Origin of the sequence: Peptoniphilus sp. (assembly GCF_050943655.1) — a bacterium.
Taxonomy (GTDB): domain Bacteria; phylum Bacillota; class Clostridia; order Tissierellales; family Peptoniphilaceae; genus Peptoniphilus_A.
In genome coordinates this window covers 1-15345 of sequence record NZ_JBMNPQ010000034.1, presented here as the reverse complement: position 1 = coordinate 15345, position 15345 = coordinate 1, and the positions used below count along the sequence as shown (strand labels likewise).

The following is a 15345-nucleotide window of genomic DNA, read 5'->3' as shown; positions in this document are numbered from 1 at the left end:
AGTCTCCACCTTATTTATTTTTATCTTCCAATTCTTCACATAATTTATTTTTATCCCTTGCCTTTCCATTATTAATTTAATTTTCATCGCCTTAAATCAAATTTATTTACAAAGAGCCTTACGCTTTAATTTATTTTTAAATTCTTTAAGAATGATTTGACTAAAGGAGAGAAAAGTTATATATTGTTATTAGCAATACACTTGTTTGAGTGCTAATAATATTTGGAAGGTGATTTGAAATATGAAAAAATTCAATGCTCAAACTGAAAGATTAATGGATTTAATGATACATTCAATTTATACGAATAAAGAAATATTTTTAAGAGAACTAATATCTAATGCCAGCGACTCCATGGACAAGATGTACTACATCGCCCTTAACGACGATAAGGTTAAATTTAATCACGACGAATACTTTATAAGAATTACTCCCGATAAAGAAAAGAGAACTCTAACAATTGAAGACAACGGTATTGGAATGACTGAAGAGGAGTTAATCGAAAACCTAGGTACAATTGCAAAGTCTGGCTCAGAAGAATTTAAAAAAGCTAACGAAAAATCTGAAGACTACGAAATAATTGGACAGTTCGGAGTAGGATTTTACTCTGCATTTATGGTTGCAGATAAAATTGATGTTTTGACAAAATCTTATAAAGAAGATGCAGCTCATTTGTGGACATCAAAAGGTGCAGATGGATATGAAATTAGCGATGCCGAAAAAGAAAATCACGGCACATCAATTACTCTATACTTAAGAGAAAATAGTGAGGACTACAATTATGACGAGTTCCTAGACGAGTACAAGATTCGCGATTTAGTCTCCCACTATTCAAACTACATCAGATATCCAATCAAGATGAATGTTGAAAAGAAAAGACCGACAGAAGACTCCACTATGGAAGATCCAAAATTTGAAACTTACCGCGAAGACGACGTGCTAAACCAAGCAGTTCCAATGTGGAGAAAAAATAAAAATGAACTTAAAGACGAAGACTACAACGAGTTCTTTAGACAAAGACACTTTGGATTTGAAGATCCAACTTCTCACATCCACATTAACGTCGAGGGAATGATTGCTTTTAAGGCAATACTATATATCCCATCAAGAAGACCTTATGACTTCTTTAACATCGAAAGCAAGCGCGGCCTTGAACTTTATTCAAACGGCGTACTAATTATGGATAGATGCGAAGAACTTCTTCCACCATACCTATCTTTTGTAAAAGGTGTAGTCGACTCTGAAGATATTTCACTAAATATATCTCGTGAAATGCTCCAAAAAACAAGAGAGCTCGACTTAATTAGAAAAAATATTGAGAAGAAAGTTTTGGAAGAACTAAAGAGACTATTAAAAGACGACAGAGATAAGTACAAAGAATTCTTCGACAACTTTGGCGTAGTTTTAAAATCTGGAGCTTACGAAAACTTTGGACAAAACGCAGATAAGCTAAAAGATTTATTCATCTTCCCATCAACTAAGGATAAAGTTACAACTCTTTCTGAATACATGAAGAGAATTAAGCCAGAGCAAGAATTTATCTACTACGCAAATGCATCTTCACCGGAGGCTGCACAAGAGCTTCCACAGATAAAATCTTTCATGGACAAGGACTTTGAAGTTTTAGTATTTACAGACCCAGTTGATGAATTTGTGATTAAAGTGTTGCAAGAGTATGATGATAAGAAATTTAAATCAATCTCCGAAACTTCAACAGACGATGAAAAAGCTGACAAAAAAGATTCTGATTTAATTAAAAAGATGAAAGACATCCTAAAAGATGAAGTCGTAGAGATAAAAGAAAATAAGAGCCTTAAAAACGACGCATCATTTTTATCAAGCCGCGGAGAAATTTCTATCGAAATGGAAAAAACTCTAAAGAATATGCCAGGAAACCCAGGAATGGTTGCCGAAAAAGTTTTGGAAATTAATCCAAACCACCCAGCTTTTGAAAAACTAGAAGAGTACAAGGACAAGGACGACGAACTCTTTAAGACATACACAAATATACTTTATAACCAAGCAAGACTAATGGCAGGCCTTGAAATCGAAGACCCAATTGCCTTTGCTCGCGATATAAATAAACTTATGTAAAATTTTTAATATTCTATTTAATATAGCAAAAATTAATACAAGCTCAGCGATTCTTATATCATTACAGAATTTCTGAGCTTTTTTATTTTGCAAATTATTTAAAATTATAACTCAAATACTCACAATAAACATTGCAATAAAAAGCCAATAGTCTAAGTCTCCATTCAAAGTATGTCTTATTCGACTAATAAAAGCTTTTTATAAATACAAAAGCTAATTCAATGAGTAGCTCAAAATAATGACAAAGTAACAAAGCTCTAAAAAAAATCTTATCCTATGGAAGAAATTGCAGAAAGTTCAACTTGAAGCAAATCGACCGAAAATCGCACTGTTTGAGCACAAGCGAGTTTGCGATTTTCAGATTTGCGAAAGTATGAACTTTCCAGTTTCTGTAATGAGATAAGATTTTTTGAGCTTTGTCTACATCTTTAGCTACTTCAAAAAATAGCTTTAAAAATTTTATTTAACTAATTTTTTTCTAATAACTCCCTTAGGATCTTTTACAAGTACTGCAACCATCCAGATGACAAGACCTAGTGCAACTGCAGATAGACCAAGGAAGAAGTCGTTTAACATATCAAGTGGCATTGGATTAAAGTACTCGCTTCCAAGCTCAATATATTCAAAGACTGCATCGACACCCCACATAAGTGATGCGCCCCAGTACATGAAAACGAGCATAGAAAGTTTTAGTTCGTCTCTTTTAGGGTTGTTGTACCAAACAATTGTAGAAATAACTGCCGCAAAAATTGTAACTAAAAGTGTCATAGACTTACCTTTTCGCTTTCTTGCGCCCTTCTATTTTCTATTGCATTAGATACAAGAACCATAATAAACCACGCAAAAGTTACAACTACAGCCATAGTAACTCCAACGCTTTTCATCTCGCCAAGCATCTTTGCCGTATTTCCATCTTTTACTGCAGTTAAAAATGGGAAGAATGGAACAACTTCTCCATGCCAAATATGTTCAAAGGCAAGAAGAACTGAACCTCCCCACAACATTTTGTTTAACCAAGAAAGTTTAGTAGAAAATTTAATTTTATCAGAATCTTCTTTACTTTCTTTTCCCTTTGCAAACTTTTCAACCATTGTTGTAACCACTGCTTCAGTAGCAGGAACTATAAAACAAGCCATATGTACCTCCTTAAAAATTAAAAAAAGGCATATAACTTCCTTTCCAGAAATTATATACCTTCATGAGTATAATTAAAAAACAAAAAATTAATGCTTCTGCACTGATGTCGATTTCATATCAACTTTATTTTATTGTACTTCCGCATAAAAATTATGTCAAGAAAAAAAGAGGCGTCATCCCTCTTCTATAAATTTATTGCAAAGTATAAAAGCTCTAAAAAAATCTTATCCTATGGAAGAAATTGCAGAAAGTTCAACTCGAAGCAAATTGCCCGAAAATCGCACTGTTTGAGCCTAAGCGAGTTTGCGATTTTCAGATTTGCAAGAGTATGAACTTTCCAGTTTCTGTAATGAGATAAGATTTTTTGAGCTTTGAATACAATATCAATAGACGTCATCCCTCTTCTATTCATATTGCAAGTTCAAGAACTTTGTAAATTCTTTTTTAAACATCAGCTCAACGCTTCCTGTTGGACCGTTTCTGTGTTTTGCAATTATTACCTCGCCAATGTTTGGCTTCTCAGTTTCTTCTTTTGTGTAATATTCATCTCTATATAAAAACATTACAATGTCTGCGTCCTGCTCGATTGCCCCAGATTCACGAAGGTCAGATAAGATTGGCCTGTGATCAGTTCTAAGTTCTGGCGCACGAGAAAGTTGTGAAAGTGCAATTACAGGAACGTCAAGCTCCTTTGCAATTGCCTTTAAGTTACGAGAAATTGCAGAAATTTCTTGCTGCCTTGACTCAGACTTTGAACTCATCTGCATAAGTTGCAAGTAGTCGATTACAATAAGATCAAGTCCCTTTTCAACTTTCATTCTCCTGCACTTTGCCTTAAGCTCTAGTGGCGAAATCCCAGCAGTGTCATCGATTTGGATGTTTAAGTTTGAGATAATTGGCATTGCGTTAATTATCTTTGTCCACTCATCTTCGTTTAAGTCACCGCTTATTACTTTTTGAAGATCCACATGGGCAGTGGATGCAATTATTCTTTGGAAAAGTTGGTTCTTACTCATCTCAAGTGAAAATATGGCAACAGATGCTCCGCCTCTTAGCGCTGCGTTTGTCGCAATATTTACCATTAGAGCAGTCTTACCCATTGATGGTCTTGCCGCAAGAAGAATAAGATCAGACTTTTGAAGTCCTGAAATTTTTCTGTCGATGTCAGTAAATCCTGTCGTAAGTCCTGTAAGTGCGTTTGGATTTTGCGCCTTTTTCTCAAGATCTGTAAAGGAGTCAAGGGCAATCTCTCTTATATTTACAAGACCCTCATGAGTGTTATCCTGCGTGATGTCAAAAACTGATTTTTCCGCAAGTTCTATTATCGGATCAACCTCTGCATCAGGAGAGTATGCAGCAGATATTATTTTATCTGATGCTCCAATTAAATCTCTAAGTATCCCCTTCTCCTTAATAATCTTGCAATAACTTTCGATATTTGATATTGCAGTAACAGAAGATGTAAGTTCTGCAAGATAAATTATTCCCCCAACTTCATCAAGGGACTCAGTCTTTTTTAATTCTTCAGATACTGTAATTACATCGGCTGGCTCGTTGCGATTGTACACATTTAATATTGCCTCGTAAATTTTTCTGTGTGATTCTTGATAAAAGTCACTGGTCTTTAGAATTTCAATGGAGCTTGTTATGGCAGACTTTGAAAGCATCATTGCCCCAAGAGCTGACTGCTCCGCCTCCAAGTTATTGGGAGGCATTCTTAAATTTTCAGTGTTTAAATTTACATCTTCCATTTAATCCCTCTTATTAAGATTGTGGTCTTACGTTTAATTTTAATTTTGCAGTTACTTCAGGATATAATTTAATATTTATTTCCTTCATTCCTGCTTCTTTGATATTTTCAGAAAGTTCGATTTTTTTCTTGTCAACTTCTACTTTGTATTCTTGTTTTAGCGCTTTTGCAATGTCATTTGAAGTGATTGCTCCAAAAAGTCTTCCGCCTTCGCCAGCTTTTGCCATTAAAGTTAGAGTTTTCTCTTCAATCTTCTTCTTAAGCTCAAGTGCCTCTTGTTTATTTTCTCTGTCGATTTTTTCTTGTTCTTTCTTTTCTTCTTCCCAAATCTTTAGATTTTCTTTTGTAGCTTCAATTGCTATTTTGTTTGGCATTAAATAATTTCTAGCATAACCTGTCTTTGCTTGAATTATATCTCCCTTTTTACCTAAGTTCTTGTCGTCTTTTATTAATATTAATTTCATTTAATCCTCTCTTTCGTTTTCTTTTAAATATTCTTCAATTGCACCTATTAATGTCTTTTCTGCTTCGTCTAAATCTGTCGTATCAAGTTGTGCACCAGCCATGTTAAGGTGACCTCCACCGCCAATTTTTTCAAGAATTAGCTGAACAGAAACTTCATTTCCCCTGCTTCTGCCAGAGATGTGAGTCTTGCCATCATCAACAGTTAACACAAAAGATGCGTCAACTCCATTAATGTCAAGTAGTGCATCGGCAGCTTGTGCCGCAACTAGTACAGAATTATTTGCTGCTCTATCAAACCTTGAGACCGCAATGTTTTGATGAACGATCTTTGCATTGTGAATTACTTCTGCTCTATAAATCAATGTGTCAAAATCGTCTTGGAAGAGCGCCTTAACTTTAATCATGTCGGCTCCTGCTCTTCTTAAAATTGATGCAGCTTCAAAAGTTCTAACTCCTGTTTGGTAGGAGAAGTTTTTAGTATCTACTACTATACCACTCATAAGAGCATCTGCCTCAAAGTGAGTTAGGTTTAAGTCCTCGGACATATAAGTTAGCATCTCTGTTATAAGCTCGCAAGTTGAAGATGCATAGGGCTCAACATAAGTTAAAACTGGATTTGCAACAAATTCCTTGCCACGTCTGTGGTGATCTATTACGACGATTTGACCAGTCTTTTCCAAAAGCTCTGGACACTCTGTAAAGGAAGGCTTGTGATTATCCACCATTATAATTAAAGATGAATGTTTTATTCTTGAAAGAGCTGTCTCCTTAGAAATTATTTTTTGGTAGAGCTCTTCTTCCTCTTCCTTCATTCTGTCCATTAAATTGTCGATTGATGGATTGGACTTATCTAGCACGATAAATCCCTCTTTTTCTCTATTCATTGTTGCACGAAGGCAACCTATTGCCGCTCCAATGGCGTCCATGTCGGGATTTTTGTGTCCCATGATGTAGACTGTGTCGCTTCTATCGATTAATTGTTTTAGAGCGATTCCAAGTACTCTCGACTTAACTTTATTTCTCTTTTCAACAGCCTTAGATTTTCCACCAAAGAATTCATAATTGTCCTCGATTTTTACAACAGCTTGGTCTCCCCCACGACCTAGTGCAAGGTCAAGTGAAGAGTCTGCCTCAAGGTATGATTCTCTAAGGTTAAGTCCATAGGACGAAACGCCAATTGATAGAGTTATTGGAATTGAATTTCCTCTATTTAGTTCTCTAAGGTCGTCTAAGATGTCAAATTTCTTCTGCTTCATAGCCTTTAGAGATTTAAAATTCATGATTACAAGGTACATATCCTCGTCAGCTTTTCTGACAAGAGCGTCGTATTCTTCAAAATAATTTCTAATAGTCGAGTCGATCTCTGCATTTAAAAGTGGCCTTACCTGATTTGGTGCAGAGTCCATTGCGTCGCTATAGTTATCGACTTCGATTTTTGCAACTATTGGATATTCATCTTCGTATTTTTCCTTTAGCTTTTCATAATCTGAATTATCTACAAAGTAAAATAGCACATTGGCATTATCTTGAGATCCAACTATATTTGTATAAACTTCAAAAGTCTTCTCATTAATGCTAACTACAAATTTTTCATCAGCTGATTTTTCCATAATTTCTTCAATATCAAAATCAGAAATTAAATTTGAAAAGTCCTCGTTCATAACCTTTTCGTCTGCAAATAGCTCAGTGAAGGGTGTGTTGTACCAAATTATCTTTGCATTTTCATCAGTTACAACTAATGGAAATGGCATATTAAAAATTACTTTTTTAGTAAGAGACTCAAACTTGTCATTTAAGCTCTCCAAATATTTTAAAAATTCTTGGTTTTTATTTTCAATCTTCTTCTTAGTGACATAATAAACATATGCCATTGCAATAAGAGCAATTACAGCAAGCCCCGGCTTTGAAAAAGCAAGAGCAATTATTATAAAGCTTGAGAAAATAAAATATAAATAGAATTCGTTGATTTTAAATTTATTATCCATGCTAGTTCCTTAACTTTCTAAAATTAAAAATATAATCAATTGCACCTATTACAGCAACAAAAATCTGGATGTATGAAACCATAATGGCAAGTAAAATTACAATGCCCTGCACAAATCTATTTAGTCTCGATCTTGTCATGGCATACTTTAAAACTCCAAGACCTGTTGCAAATAAAAAGAATCCCGTAATGTTAATAAGATTCATATTAAAAACCTTAGCTCCATCTCCAATGGACGAACCAAGTAGATAAATTATAATTGATGTCACAACAGATAATGTCACAATGTTTTGTGGAACTCTTAAAAATTCCAAACTTGATGGCTGTATAATTATTCTGCCCCTCATTATTAAAGTTCTACCCACTGTAGTGTAGGTTATATAACTCATTATAAGTGATGTTATTATAATAATCGATGGCAGATTTTGTAAAAATGTCCTATACATTATGTGGAAATTATTCTCGAGACTTGCAAGTTCTCCAGCAGGAATATTTGCTTTATTTACAAACTCTGTATAAAAACTTGTTATCTTTGTATAAGTCTCTTGTGAGTTTAGGACTTCTGCATTTATCCCAAAGGCGTAGAATAAAACCATAACCGATATAAAAAAAGTAAGAGCTGTAACAATCATCGTCGCTCCAACAGTTCTTTTCGATTTAATCATATAATAGAACATAAGTATTAGTGGACCAAAAATCGTAAATACTACAAGGCCATAAATAGTTCCCATGCCCATACTTATAAATGCCACTACAAGTGCAAGGATTCCCATGGATTTTAATATTCCTTCGTCAAGTGACTCCACAATAAACATCGAGGGGAACAAAATATATATAAATGGAAATATTGCACCTATAAAAGATATAAATATAGAGCGCAAAAATAATTTAAAAAACCTTAGAGAATTGGTCTTATTTTCCAAACAATCAACTCCTAACAAGTTAATTTTACCACACTATCAAAATTATATAAAGAATACAAAGTTTTTTATAAATTGTAAAAAATTTAAAGATTTTTAATTTTATAAAACTCTAAAAACAAAAAACACATCGCCTGGCAATGTGTTTTCTAAATTAATTTGATTTTGTTTCAGATTCACTTTTTAAATTTTCAAGCTTTTCTTTTTGCTCCAAATACTTAGCTCTTTCTTCTTCAGTCATGTTACTTAAGTCTTCGTCTTCGTTATAATTATCGCGAAGGCTCGTAAAGTCTTTTACAACACTTTGTGCATAAGTCTTGTCAATTTTGTAATAATCTATGTGGTTTCTCACATAGCGACTTCCTTCTAAGGCAGTCATATTTATGTCGGACTTATCAAGGCTTAGACCGTAGTAGGCAAGAAAAGCAAGCTCTCCATAGCTTAGATCTGTCTCAATATTTCTATTTGCAATTGAAACGAGCTTTGGAAGTTTTAAGATTAGGGAAGGCGACTGCATCTTGTCAAAAATTTTCATTATGAAATCTTGTTGTGCCTTAATTCTATCTATGTCCTGATTTTTGTAAATCTTTCTAATTCTTAGATATTTTACAGAATCTTCTCCATCTAAGAGATGAAGTCCCTCTTCAAAGTCAATTTCAAGCGGCGGTATTGTCGATGGATCTGTGTATTTATATTTTGGAGTGTAGACCTCTACTCCCCCAATTGCATCGACAAGTTCTTTTACTGCATCGTAATTAACTGTGATGTAGTGATCAATATCTACATTTAAAAAGTTCTCGACCATTTCAACTTGAAGTTCAAGACCACCCCTTGCGTAGGCGGCATTCATCTTGTAATTGTCGTAGCCTTTTATTTTAATATAAGTATCTCTTGGTATAGAAAGAATTTGCACCTTATCTATTTTGGGATCAATTGAAAGGAGCATAATGGTATCTGCTCTTTGGGAGTTGTCGCTAACATAAGTTACTTCACTTTGATCCACGCCAATTAATAAAATATGTACAATGTCTTTATCTTCATCAAAAACGGAAACCTTTTTGGGTTCCTGATCTTCCGTTTTTTTAGCTTCACTTTTATTACTTCCCAGCTGCGCCCCTCTTGGAGAAAAAATAAAAGTAAGTCCCAATGCGCCAAGCAGGAAAACTACTGTAATAAAAATAAAAATTCTATAAACGTATTTCATAGAAACCTCCTTCTACTAAGTCTATATAAAATGAGTTTTTTTTTCAATAGTTTTTCGCAATTTCTAGACCTTTCTTTTAAACCTTTAAAACGATTAAAAAATATCAAGTTCCTTCTTTATCATAATTAAAGACTAAAGATTTGTGGTAAAATATATTTATGAAAGTTTTATTAGACTCCGACGGAGCATCAGTAAGAGAAATCACTCAAGAAGTCTGTCAAAAATTTAATATTCCACTCTACCTTGTCAAGAACTACACTCAGGACTTTAATGTTTTTTATGGCAACATAATAAATGTAGATATTTCAAAAGAAGCAGCAGACCTTTGGATTGTAAATAACGCAAAAAAGGGCGATGTTGTAATCACAAACGACAAAGGCCTCTCGTCCATGGCACTTGCCAAAGAGGTTTTTGTACTTGACTTTAGTGGAAAAATTATTGACGACGAAAACATTTTAAATTTTCTAGAAAAAAGACACCTATCTCGAGTTCTTCGAAGAGATGGAATTTATTCCAAGATTCCAAAAAGAAAATGCGAAGAAGATATTAAATTTAAAGAAGTTCTTACAAATTTACTTAGGAGGATGAACATGTACAAATTTTATATTTCAAGCCTTTGCCCAGATTGCCCGCCAGCAATCGAGCTTGTAAAAGAAAAAAACTTAGACGTTGAAACAATAGACATCACAGCTAGCATGAAAAACTTAAAAGAATTTTTAAATCACAGAGACAATCAAGAGGCCTTCGACGTAATAGTTGAAAATAATTATGTGGGCATTCCATGTCTATATAAGGACGGAAGATATTTCTTTTTCGATTACGATATCGACGATTTTTTAAAGGGTGAGTAATTTGGAATTTAAAGAATTTATAGATATAGCAAAAGTTAGACAGTCTTGCAGAAACTTTGATCCCGAAAGAATTGTCGACGAAGAAGTTTTAGATTCACTTGTCGATGCAATGATACTTTCGCCATCTGCCTGCAACGCTCAGCCTTACTTTTATCACATCGTAACTGGCGATAAGGCAAAAAAAGTTCGCGACACACTGACTGGAATGGGCATGAACTCCTTTGTCAAAAATGTAAATGCATTTGCCGTTGTGACAGAAGAAAATTATAATCTAACTGCAAAAATCGGCTCGTCCATGAAAAACCAAGACTTTAAATCAATAGACATTGGCATATCTGTTGCATACTTTACAGCTGAGGCTACGACTCTTGGACTTGGAACTTGCATAATGGGGTGGTTCGACGAAGACGAACTTAAAAAAATTGTCGACACAAAAAGTAGAATAAGGCTTGTAATCGCCATAGGTTATCCAAGTGACGATGACTTTATAAGAGAAAAGAAAAGAAAGACCCACACAGCTATTTCAAAATTTATAAAATAACTCAGTTTCTTAAAAATATTTTTATCTATAAACATCACTACAACTCAAAAATTTTTTGTGAAATGTTATAAGATACAAAAACTGGATATAAATTATATAGTTAGTTAATTAGTAAATTTTAGGAGGATACTATGAAAGTAAAATTTGGCGGAGACGAAGTAACACTAGTTGGAAATCAAGTAAAAGTTGGAGATACTGCTCCAGAATTTAAAGCAGTAAAAAGAGATTTATCAGACTTTGATTCAAAAGAAACAGAAGGCAAAATCGTAATTTATTCAGTTGCACCATCAATTGATACTTCTGTTTGCTCACTTCAAGCTCAAACATTTAACGAAAAAGCTGCAGAACTTAGCGATGACATTGTAATCTACACTATTACAGTTGACCTACCTTTCGCACAAGAAAGATTCTGCGCAGCTAAAGGAATCGACAAAGCAGACATCATTTCTGACTATAGATACAAAGAATTTGGCGAAAAATATGGATTTTTAATTGACGAACTTCAACTTCTTGCAAGAGGAGTAGTAATCGTTGATAAAGACGGAAAAGTTGCTTACACAGAATATGTAGAAGAAGTTACAAACGAAGTTAACTTTGACAAGGCACTAGAAGCAGCAAAAGAATTAGCATAATGCAGATAAATATAATATCTGTTGGCAAAATAAAAAAAAGTAGCCTAAAGGATTCTATATCAGAGTATCAAAAAATGCTAAAGCCCTATGTGGATTTAAAAATTATTGAAGTTCCTGACGAACCCTGTCCTGAAAACTTATCGGAAAAGGACATGGAGAGGGTAAAAAATATAGAGGGCGAGAAGATTTTAAGTAAAATTAAAGAAGGCTCCTATACAGTTGCACTTGCCATTGACGGAAAGATGCTTGACTCCGTGGAGCTGGCAGGAAAAATTGAAAACTTAATGCTAGATGGAATTTCAAATATTAACTTTATAATAGGCGGAAGCTTAGGCCTCTCAAAGGAAGTCTTGGAAAAAGCAAACTACAAGCTTAGCTTTTCAAAAATGACTTTCCCACACAATCTAATGAGACTAATTTTAATTGAGCAGATTTATAGATCCTTTAGGATAATTAACAATCATCCATACCATAAATAGCAAAAAGGAATGAGTTCGCAAAGGGACCCATTCCTTTTTTATTTTTATTTTAGTGCGTCGATTCCATACTCGTCGTTGCCAAGTACAATGTCTTCGCCTTTTAAAATTTTATTCATAGTTCTAACTGCACACATCTCACCGCACATTGTACATGAGTCGTCAATTTCTGGTGTGCTCATCTCTCTATACTTTCTCGGCTTAACTGGGTCAAGGGCAAGTTCAAACATCTTTTCCCAATCGAGTTCTTGACGAGCTGCACTCATCTTATCGTCCCAGTCGCGTGCATTTTTTAATTTTGCCATGTCACCTGCGTGAGCGGCAATCTTTGCAGCAATAATTCCTTCGCGAACGTCATTTTCATCAGGAAGTTTTAAATGTTCAGCTGGAGTTACATAACACAAAAAGTCTGCTCCACTAGCCGCAGCAATGGCACCTCCAATTGCAGAAGTTATGTGGTCATAACCCGGCGCAATGTCTGTAACAAGAGGTCCAAGAACATAAAATGGCGCGCCGTGGCAAAGTCTCTTTTCAAGTTCAACATTCATTTTAATTTGATCAATTGGCACATGGCCTGGCCCTTCAATCATAACCTGAACATTTCTCTCCCAAGCTCTCTTAGTTAGTTCACCAAGAGTAATTAGTTCAGCAATTTGAGATGCATCTGTGGCATCGTGAGTTGAACCTGGTCTTAGAGAGTCGCCAAGAGAAATTGTAACATCGTACTCTTCGCAAATGTCTAGCACTTCGTCAAAATATTCGTAGAAAGGATTTTCGCGGTCGTTCATATACATCCAACCGAATAGAAGTGAACCACCACGGCTGACAATATTTGTTAGCCTTCCGTTTCTCTTAAAAATTTCGGCATTTGCTCTATTTATTCCAGTATGAATTGTCACAAAGTCGACACCATCTTCTGCATGAGCACGAAGAACGTCTAAAAATTCCTTTGCTTCGATAAAAGTAAGTCCCTTTTCCAAATATCCAACAGCATCATACATTGGAACAGTTCCAATCATGGCAGTAGACATGTCGATTAACTTTGTCCTAAAGTCTCTCGTCTTTCCATAATTAGAAAGATCCATTATTGCCTCTGCCTTCATATCTATAGCATCTTGAGCCTTTTTTAGCTCAAGGTCAATGTCATAAGAATCCTTGCTAATTCCAAGGTTTACATTTATTTTTGTGCGAAGACCTTCACCAATTCCTTCAGGTGAAATTGACTTGTGATTTTTGTTGCATGGAATACAAACTCTTCCCCTTGCAATTAAATCGCGAAGCTCCTCCACGTCCATATTTTCTTTTGCTGCCACAATCTCCATCTCAGGAGTTACAATTCCCTTTTTCGCAGCGTCCATTTGTGTAGTATAGTTCATCTCTACCTCCAAATAAAAAAGACTCCCAATGGGAGTCAGGTACAATCTTTCCTACGCGGGCATTATCCCACAGGTTCAATGGTCAAACTCGAAGTTTTTCTCAGCAAAACGCTCCCATATACATTCATTATACTTTTCATAAAGTTCTTCGTCAAATATTACTATTATTAAGAAGCCACAAATCTTTCTCGGTTTAAAACTATTCTACTTTTAAATTTTTTCGAGCTTCCTCAAGCCACTTTTCTACCTCTTCTATTTCTTCAGCAGTTTTAACAAAATCTCTAATATATCTTTTGGCACTCGATTTAACAATATACTTCTTTCTCTTCTCCTTATTATTTTCATTCCACTTGTCCCTTGCACGAGCCTGTGCAGGAGATGTTTTTAATTTTTTCACCATAATAAATCTTTAGTTTGTTTTTAACACTATTTAATCTTTTCTAAAAATTTGCATTCCAAAACTTTATTCTCGCTTAAATATAGTCTCATAGTGCCACTTTCTAAAAACTCAGCATAATAATATGTGCTCATATCAAGAGTAACAACTTCACTCTCCAAAAACTGAGTCGTCTTAATATTTGAATATCTCGGATTGTTATTAAAATAATCCCTTCTGCTTTTGAAATAGTCCGAATCATACATTTGGTGTTCAGTAACTTTTATCTTAAGCCTATTTGTATTTTCGTCGTAAGAAATTATCTTTAAGTCGCCTTCAACCTTATCATCAGAGTTTGGAGTATAAATCATGTAAGAATTATAATAAAAATCGATTCTCTTATTTTTAATATATTCATCATCAAAATTAAAATTTAAAAAATCTTCATCATAATCATTTTTATACATTCCAACAACTTGCCATCTTCCCTCTAACTTTTTGCCAAGATCATAAGTGCTGTTGTTATTAGATTTCTTATTTGCAAAATTTTCAAAATATCTCATGATGACATCGGCAATTTCAGCTCGATTAGAAAGCTTCTTTGGATGAAGCATATTGTTTCCATCAGTTCTTAAAATATTTTTGCCAATAGCCCAATTCATGGCACTAGAAGCATAGGGACTTACCTCGCTTCCATCTTCAAAATTTTTAAAATTTGAAGTATTTGTAGTATCAAGATTCTTAAAATTAGCATAGCGATAAAATATTGTTAGCAAGTCTTCGCGAGTTATTATGTCCTTTGGACCGAAGTTCCCATTATCATAACCAGTTACAATATTATTAGAACTTGCCCACTTTACAGCATCTTCATAAAAAGAACCAGCATCCACATCATTAAAACTTTTGCCAGAAGTAGCAGGCTCGCCTTCCATTCTGTATAGAACAGTCACAAGCTCTGCGCGAGTAGTTTCTTTGTTTGGGAAAAACTTATCAGAACTCATGCCGTTCATGATCCCCTTATCATAAACATACTTAACTGGCTCATAAAACCAACTACTTACCTTCACATCATCAAAAGGAAGTCTCTCACTTGCAAGAATGCTCGTAGGAATAAAACCAATAAACATAACAAGCGCAAGTAATAAAGCAGAAAACCTTTTACCTTTCAAAACACCATCCCCTTTAAATAATCTTACAAATAATAATAGCATAACTTGCGGGACTTTGGGATGCTAAAATCATTTAATAATGATATAAAATCTAAATCTACGTTATGGATATTTTATAGATTTATGAATATTTATTTAAAGATTTTACAATAATGAATTATTTAAAATCCTAATTCGCATTCTCCTACTTGAATAGTGACATAAAAAGTAGTCAAGTCTCACTAGTTGAACAATAGTTCAATCGGCGCTCCTACACGAGTAGCGACGGTCAGTGTCTAGGTTTGGAACATATCGAGAAAGTATTTCAATCCACGCTCTCGCACGGAGAGCGACAGGGAGCGTTACTGTTACACCCTAAATTTGGATCTATTT

At 34.5% G+C, this 15345-nt stretch carries 15 protein-coding genes; 5 read left to right on the top strand and 10 right to left on the bottom strand.

The window, feature by feature from the left end; translation table 11 throughout:
- The first annotated feature begins 241 nt into the window (after window positions 1-241).
- Window positions 242-2092, top strand: a complete 1851-nt coding sequence (gene htpG, locus ACOX6R_RS04675; protein WP_433447763.1) for a molecular chaperone HtpG — start codon at window positions 242-244, stop codon at window positions 2090-2092.
- Between the two features lie 459 nt (window positions 2093-2551).
- Here htpG and ACOX6R_RS04670 read toward each other — a convergent pair whose 3' ends face one another.
- From ACOX6R_RS04670 to ACOX6R_RS04640, 7 genes are all read right to left on the bottom strand, one after another.
- Entirely contained in the window at window positions 2552-2860 is a 309-nt protein-coding gene (locus ACOX6R_RS04670) for a hypothetical protein (protein ID WP_433447761.1), read from the bottom strand.
- Window positions 2857-3228, bottom strand: a complete 372-nt coding sequence (locus ACOX6R_RS04665; RefSeq protein WP_433447759.1) for a hypothetical protein — start codon at window positions 3226-3228, stop codon at window positions 2857-2859. Before ACOX6R_RS04665 ends, ACOX6R_RS04670 begins: the two co-directional genes overlap by 4 nt.
- 405 nt (window positions 3229-3633) lie before the next feature.
- The gene (gene dnaB / locus ACOX6R_RS04660) at window positions 3634-4980 is read right to left on the bottom strand and encodes a replicative DNA helicase (protein WP_433447757.1); all 1347 of its coding nucleotides are present in this window, start codon (window positions 4978-4980) and stop codon (window positions 3634-3636) included.
- A 13-nt stretch (window positions 4981-4993) separates the two neighbouring features.
- Window positions 4994-5443, bottom strand: coding sequence for a 50S ribosomal protein L9 (rplI, locus tag ACOX6R_RS04655; protein WP_433447755.1), 450 nt, complete (start codon window positions 5441-5443; stop codon window positions 4994-4996).
- Window positions 5444-7429: a DHH family phosphoesterase gene (locus ACOX6R_RS04650; protein WP_433447753.1), complete on the bottom strand. Its 1986-nt coding sequence runs from the start codon at window positions 7427-7429 to the stop codon at window positions 5444-5446. It lies immediately after the preceding gene.
- Window position 7430: 1 nt separating this feature from the next.
- On the bottom strand, window positions 7431-8309 hold the full coding sequence (locus ACOX6R_RS04645; protein WP_433447765.1) for a DUF2232 domain-containing protein: 879 nt from the start codon (window positions 8307-8309) through the stop codon (window positions 7431-7433).
- A gap of 193 nt (window positions 8310-8502) precedes the next feature.
- On the bottom strand, window positions 8503-9552 hold the full coding sequence (locus tag ACOX6R_RS04640; protein WP_433447750.1) for an LCP family protein: 1050 nt from the start codon (window positions 9550-9552) through the stop codon (window positions 8503-8505).
- Between the two features lie 158 nt (window positions 9553-9710).
- On the opposite strand from ACOX6R_RS04640, the gene ACOX6R_RS04635 reads away from it, so the two are divergent.
- The 4 genes from ACOX6R_RS04635 to rlmH all read left to right on the top strand — a co-directional run bounded on the left by ACOX6R_RS04635 (window position 9711) and on the right by rlmH (window position 12055).
- Window positions 9711-10403: a DUF188 domain-containing protein gene (locus tag ACOX6R_RS04635; protein WP_433447748.1), complete on the top strand. Its 693-nt coding sequence runs from the start codon at window positions 9711-9713 to the stop codon at window positions 10401-10403.
- Between the two features lies 1 nt (window position 10404).
- Window positions 10405-10944 carry a nitroreductase family protein gene (locus tag ACOX6R_RS04630; RefSeq protein WP_433447746.1) on the top strand — a complete coding sequence of 180 codons (540 nt, stop codon included), beginning with the start codon at window positions 10405-10407 and terminating at the stop codon, window positions 10942-10944.
- 131 nt (window positions 10945-11075) lie between these two features.
- Window positions 11076-11576: a thiol peroxidase gene (gene tpx, locus ACOX6R_RS04625; protein WP_433447745.1), complete on the top strand. Its 501-nt coding sequence runs from the start codon at window positions 11076-11078 to the stop codon at window positions 11574-11576.
- The gene (gene rlmH / locus ACOX6R_RS04620) at window positions 11576-12055 is read left to right on the top strand and encodes a 23S rRNA (pseudouridine(1915)-N(3))-methyltransferase RlmH (RefSeq protein WP_433447743.1); all 480 of its coding nucleotides are present in this window, start codon (window positions 11576-11578) and stop codon (window positions 12053-12055) included. Before tpx ends, rlmH begins: the two co-directional genes overlap by 1 nt.
- A gap of 44 nt (window positions 12056-12099) precedes the next feature.
- Here rlmH and thiC read toward each other — a convergent pair whose 3' ends face one another.
- From thiC to ACOX6R_RS04605, 3 genes are all read right to left on the bottom strand, one after another.
- The gene (gene thiC, locus ACOX6R_RS04615; protein WP_433447741.1) at window positions 12100-13428 is read right to left on the bottom strand and encodes a phosphomethylpyrimidine synthase ThiC; all 1329 of its coding nucleotides are present in this window, start codon (window positions 13426-13428) and stop codon (window positions 12100-12102) included.
- A gap of 199 nt (window positions 13429-13627) precedes the next feature.
- Window positions 13628-13828 (bottom strand): hypothetical protein, encoded by a 201-nt coding sequence (locus tag ACOX6R_RS04610; RefSeq protein WP_433447739.1) that lies wholly within the window; start codon window positions 13826-13828, stop codon window positions 13628-13630.
- 26 nt (window positions 13829-13854) lie between these two features.
- Window positions 13855-14973 carry an S-layer homology domain-containing protein gene (locus ACOX6R_RS04605; protein ID WP_433447737.1) on the bottom strand — a complete coding sequence of 373 codons (1119 nt, stop codon included), beginning with the start codon at window positions 14971-14973 and terminating at the stop codon, window positions 13855-13857.
- Between the last annotated feature and the right edge of the window lie 372 nt (window positions 14974-15345).

Coding starts and splice junctions, on each gene's coding strand:
- ACOX6R_RS04635 (WP_433447748.1), top strand. CDS start 9,711: ATGAAAGTTTTATTAGACTCCGACGGAGCATCAGTAAGAGAAATCACT.
- ACOX6R_RS04650 (WP_433447753.1), bottom strand. CDS start 7,429: ATGGATAATAAATTTAAAATCAACGAATTCTATTTATATTTTATTTTC.
- rplI (WP_433447755.1), bottom strand. CDS start 5,443: ATGAAATTAATATTAATAAAAGACGACAAGAACTTAGGTAAAAAGGGA.
- tpx (WP_433447745.1), top strand. CDS start 11,076: ATGAAAGTAAAATTTGGCGGAGACGAAGTAACACTAGTTGGAAATCAA.
- rlmH (WP_433447743.1), top strand. CDS start 11,576: ATGCAGATAAATATAATATCTGTTGGCAAAATAAAAAAAAGTAGCCTA.
- htpG (WP_433447763.1), top strand. CDS start 242: ATGAAAAAATTCAATGCTCAAACTGAAAGATTAATGGATTTAATGATA.
- ACOX6R_RS04610 (WP_433447739.1), bottom strand. CDS start 13,828: ATGGTGAAAAAATTAAAAACATCTCCTGCACAGGCTCGTGCAAGGGAC.
- dnaB (WP_433447757.1), bottom strand. CDS start 4,980: ATGGAAGATGTAAATTTAAACACTGAAAATTTAAGAATGCCTCCCAAT.
- ACOX6R_RS04640 (WP_433447750.1), bottom strand. CDS start 9,552: ATGAAATACGTTTATAGAATTTTTATTTTTATTACAGTAGTTTTCCTG.
- ACOX6R_RS04670 (WP_433447761.1), bottom strand. CDS start 2,860: ATGACACTTTTAGTTACAATTTTTGCGGCAGTTATTTCTACAATTGTT.
- ACOX6R_RS04665 (WP_433447759.1), bottom strand. CDS start 3,228: ATGGCTTGTTTTATAGTTCCTGCTACTGAAGCAGTGGTTACAACAATG.
- thiC (WP_433447741.1), bottom strand. CDS start 13,428: ATGAACTATACTACACAAATGGACGCTGCGAAAAAGGGAATTGTAACT.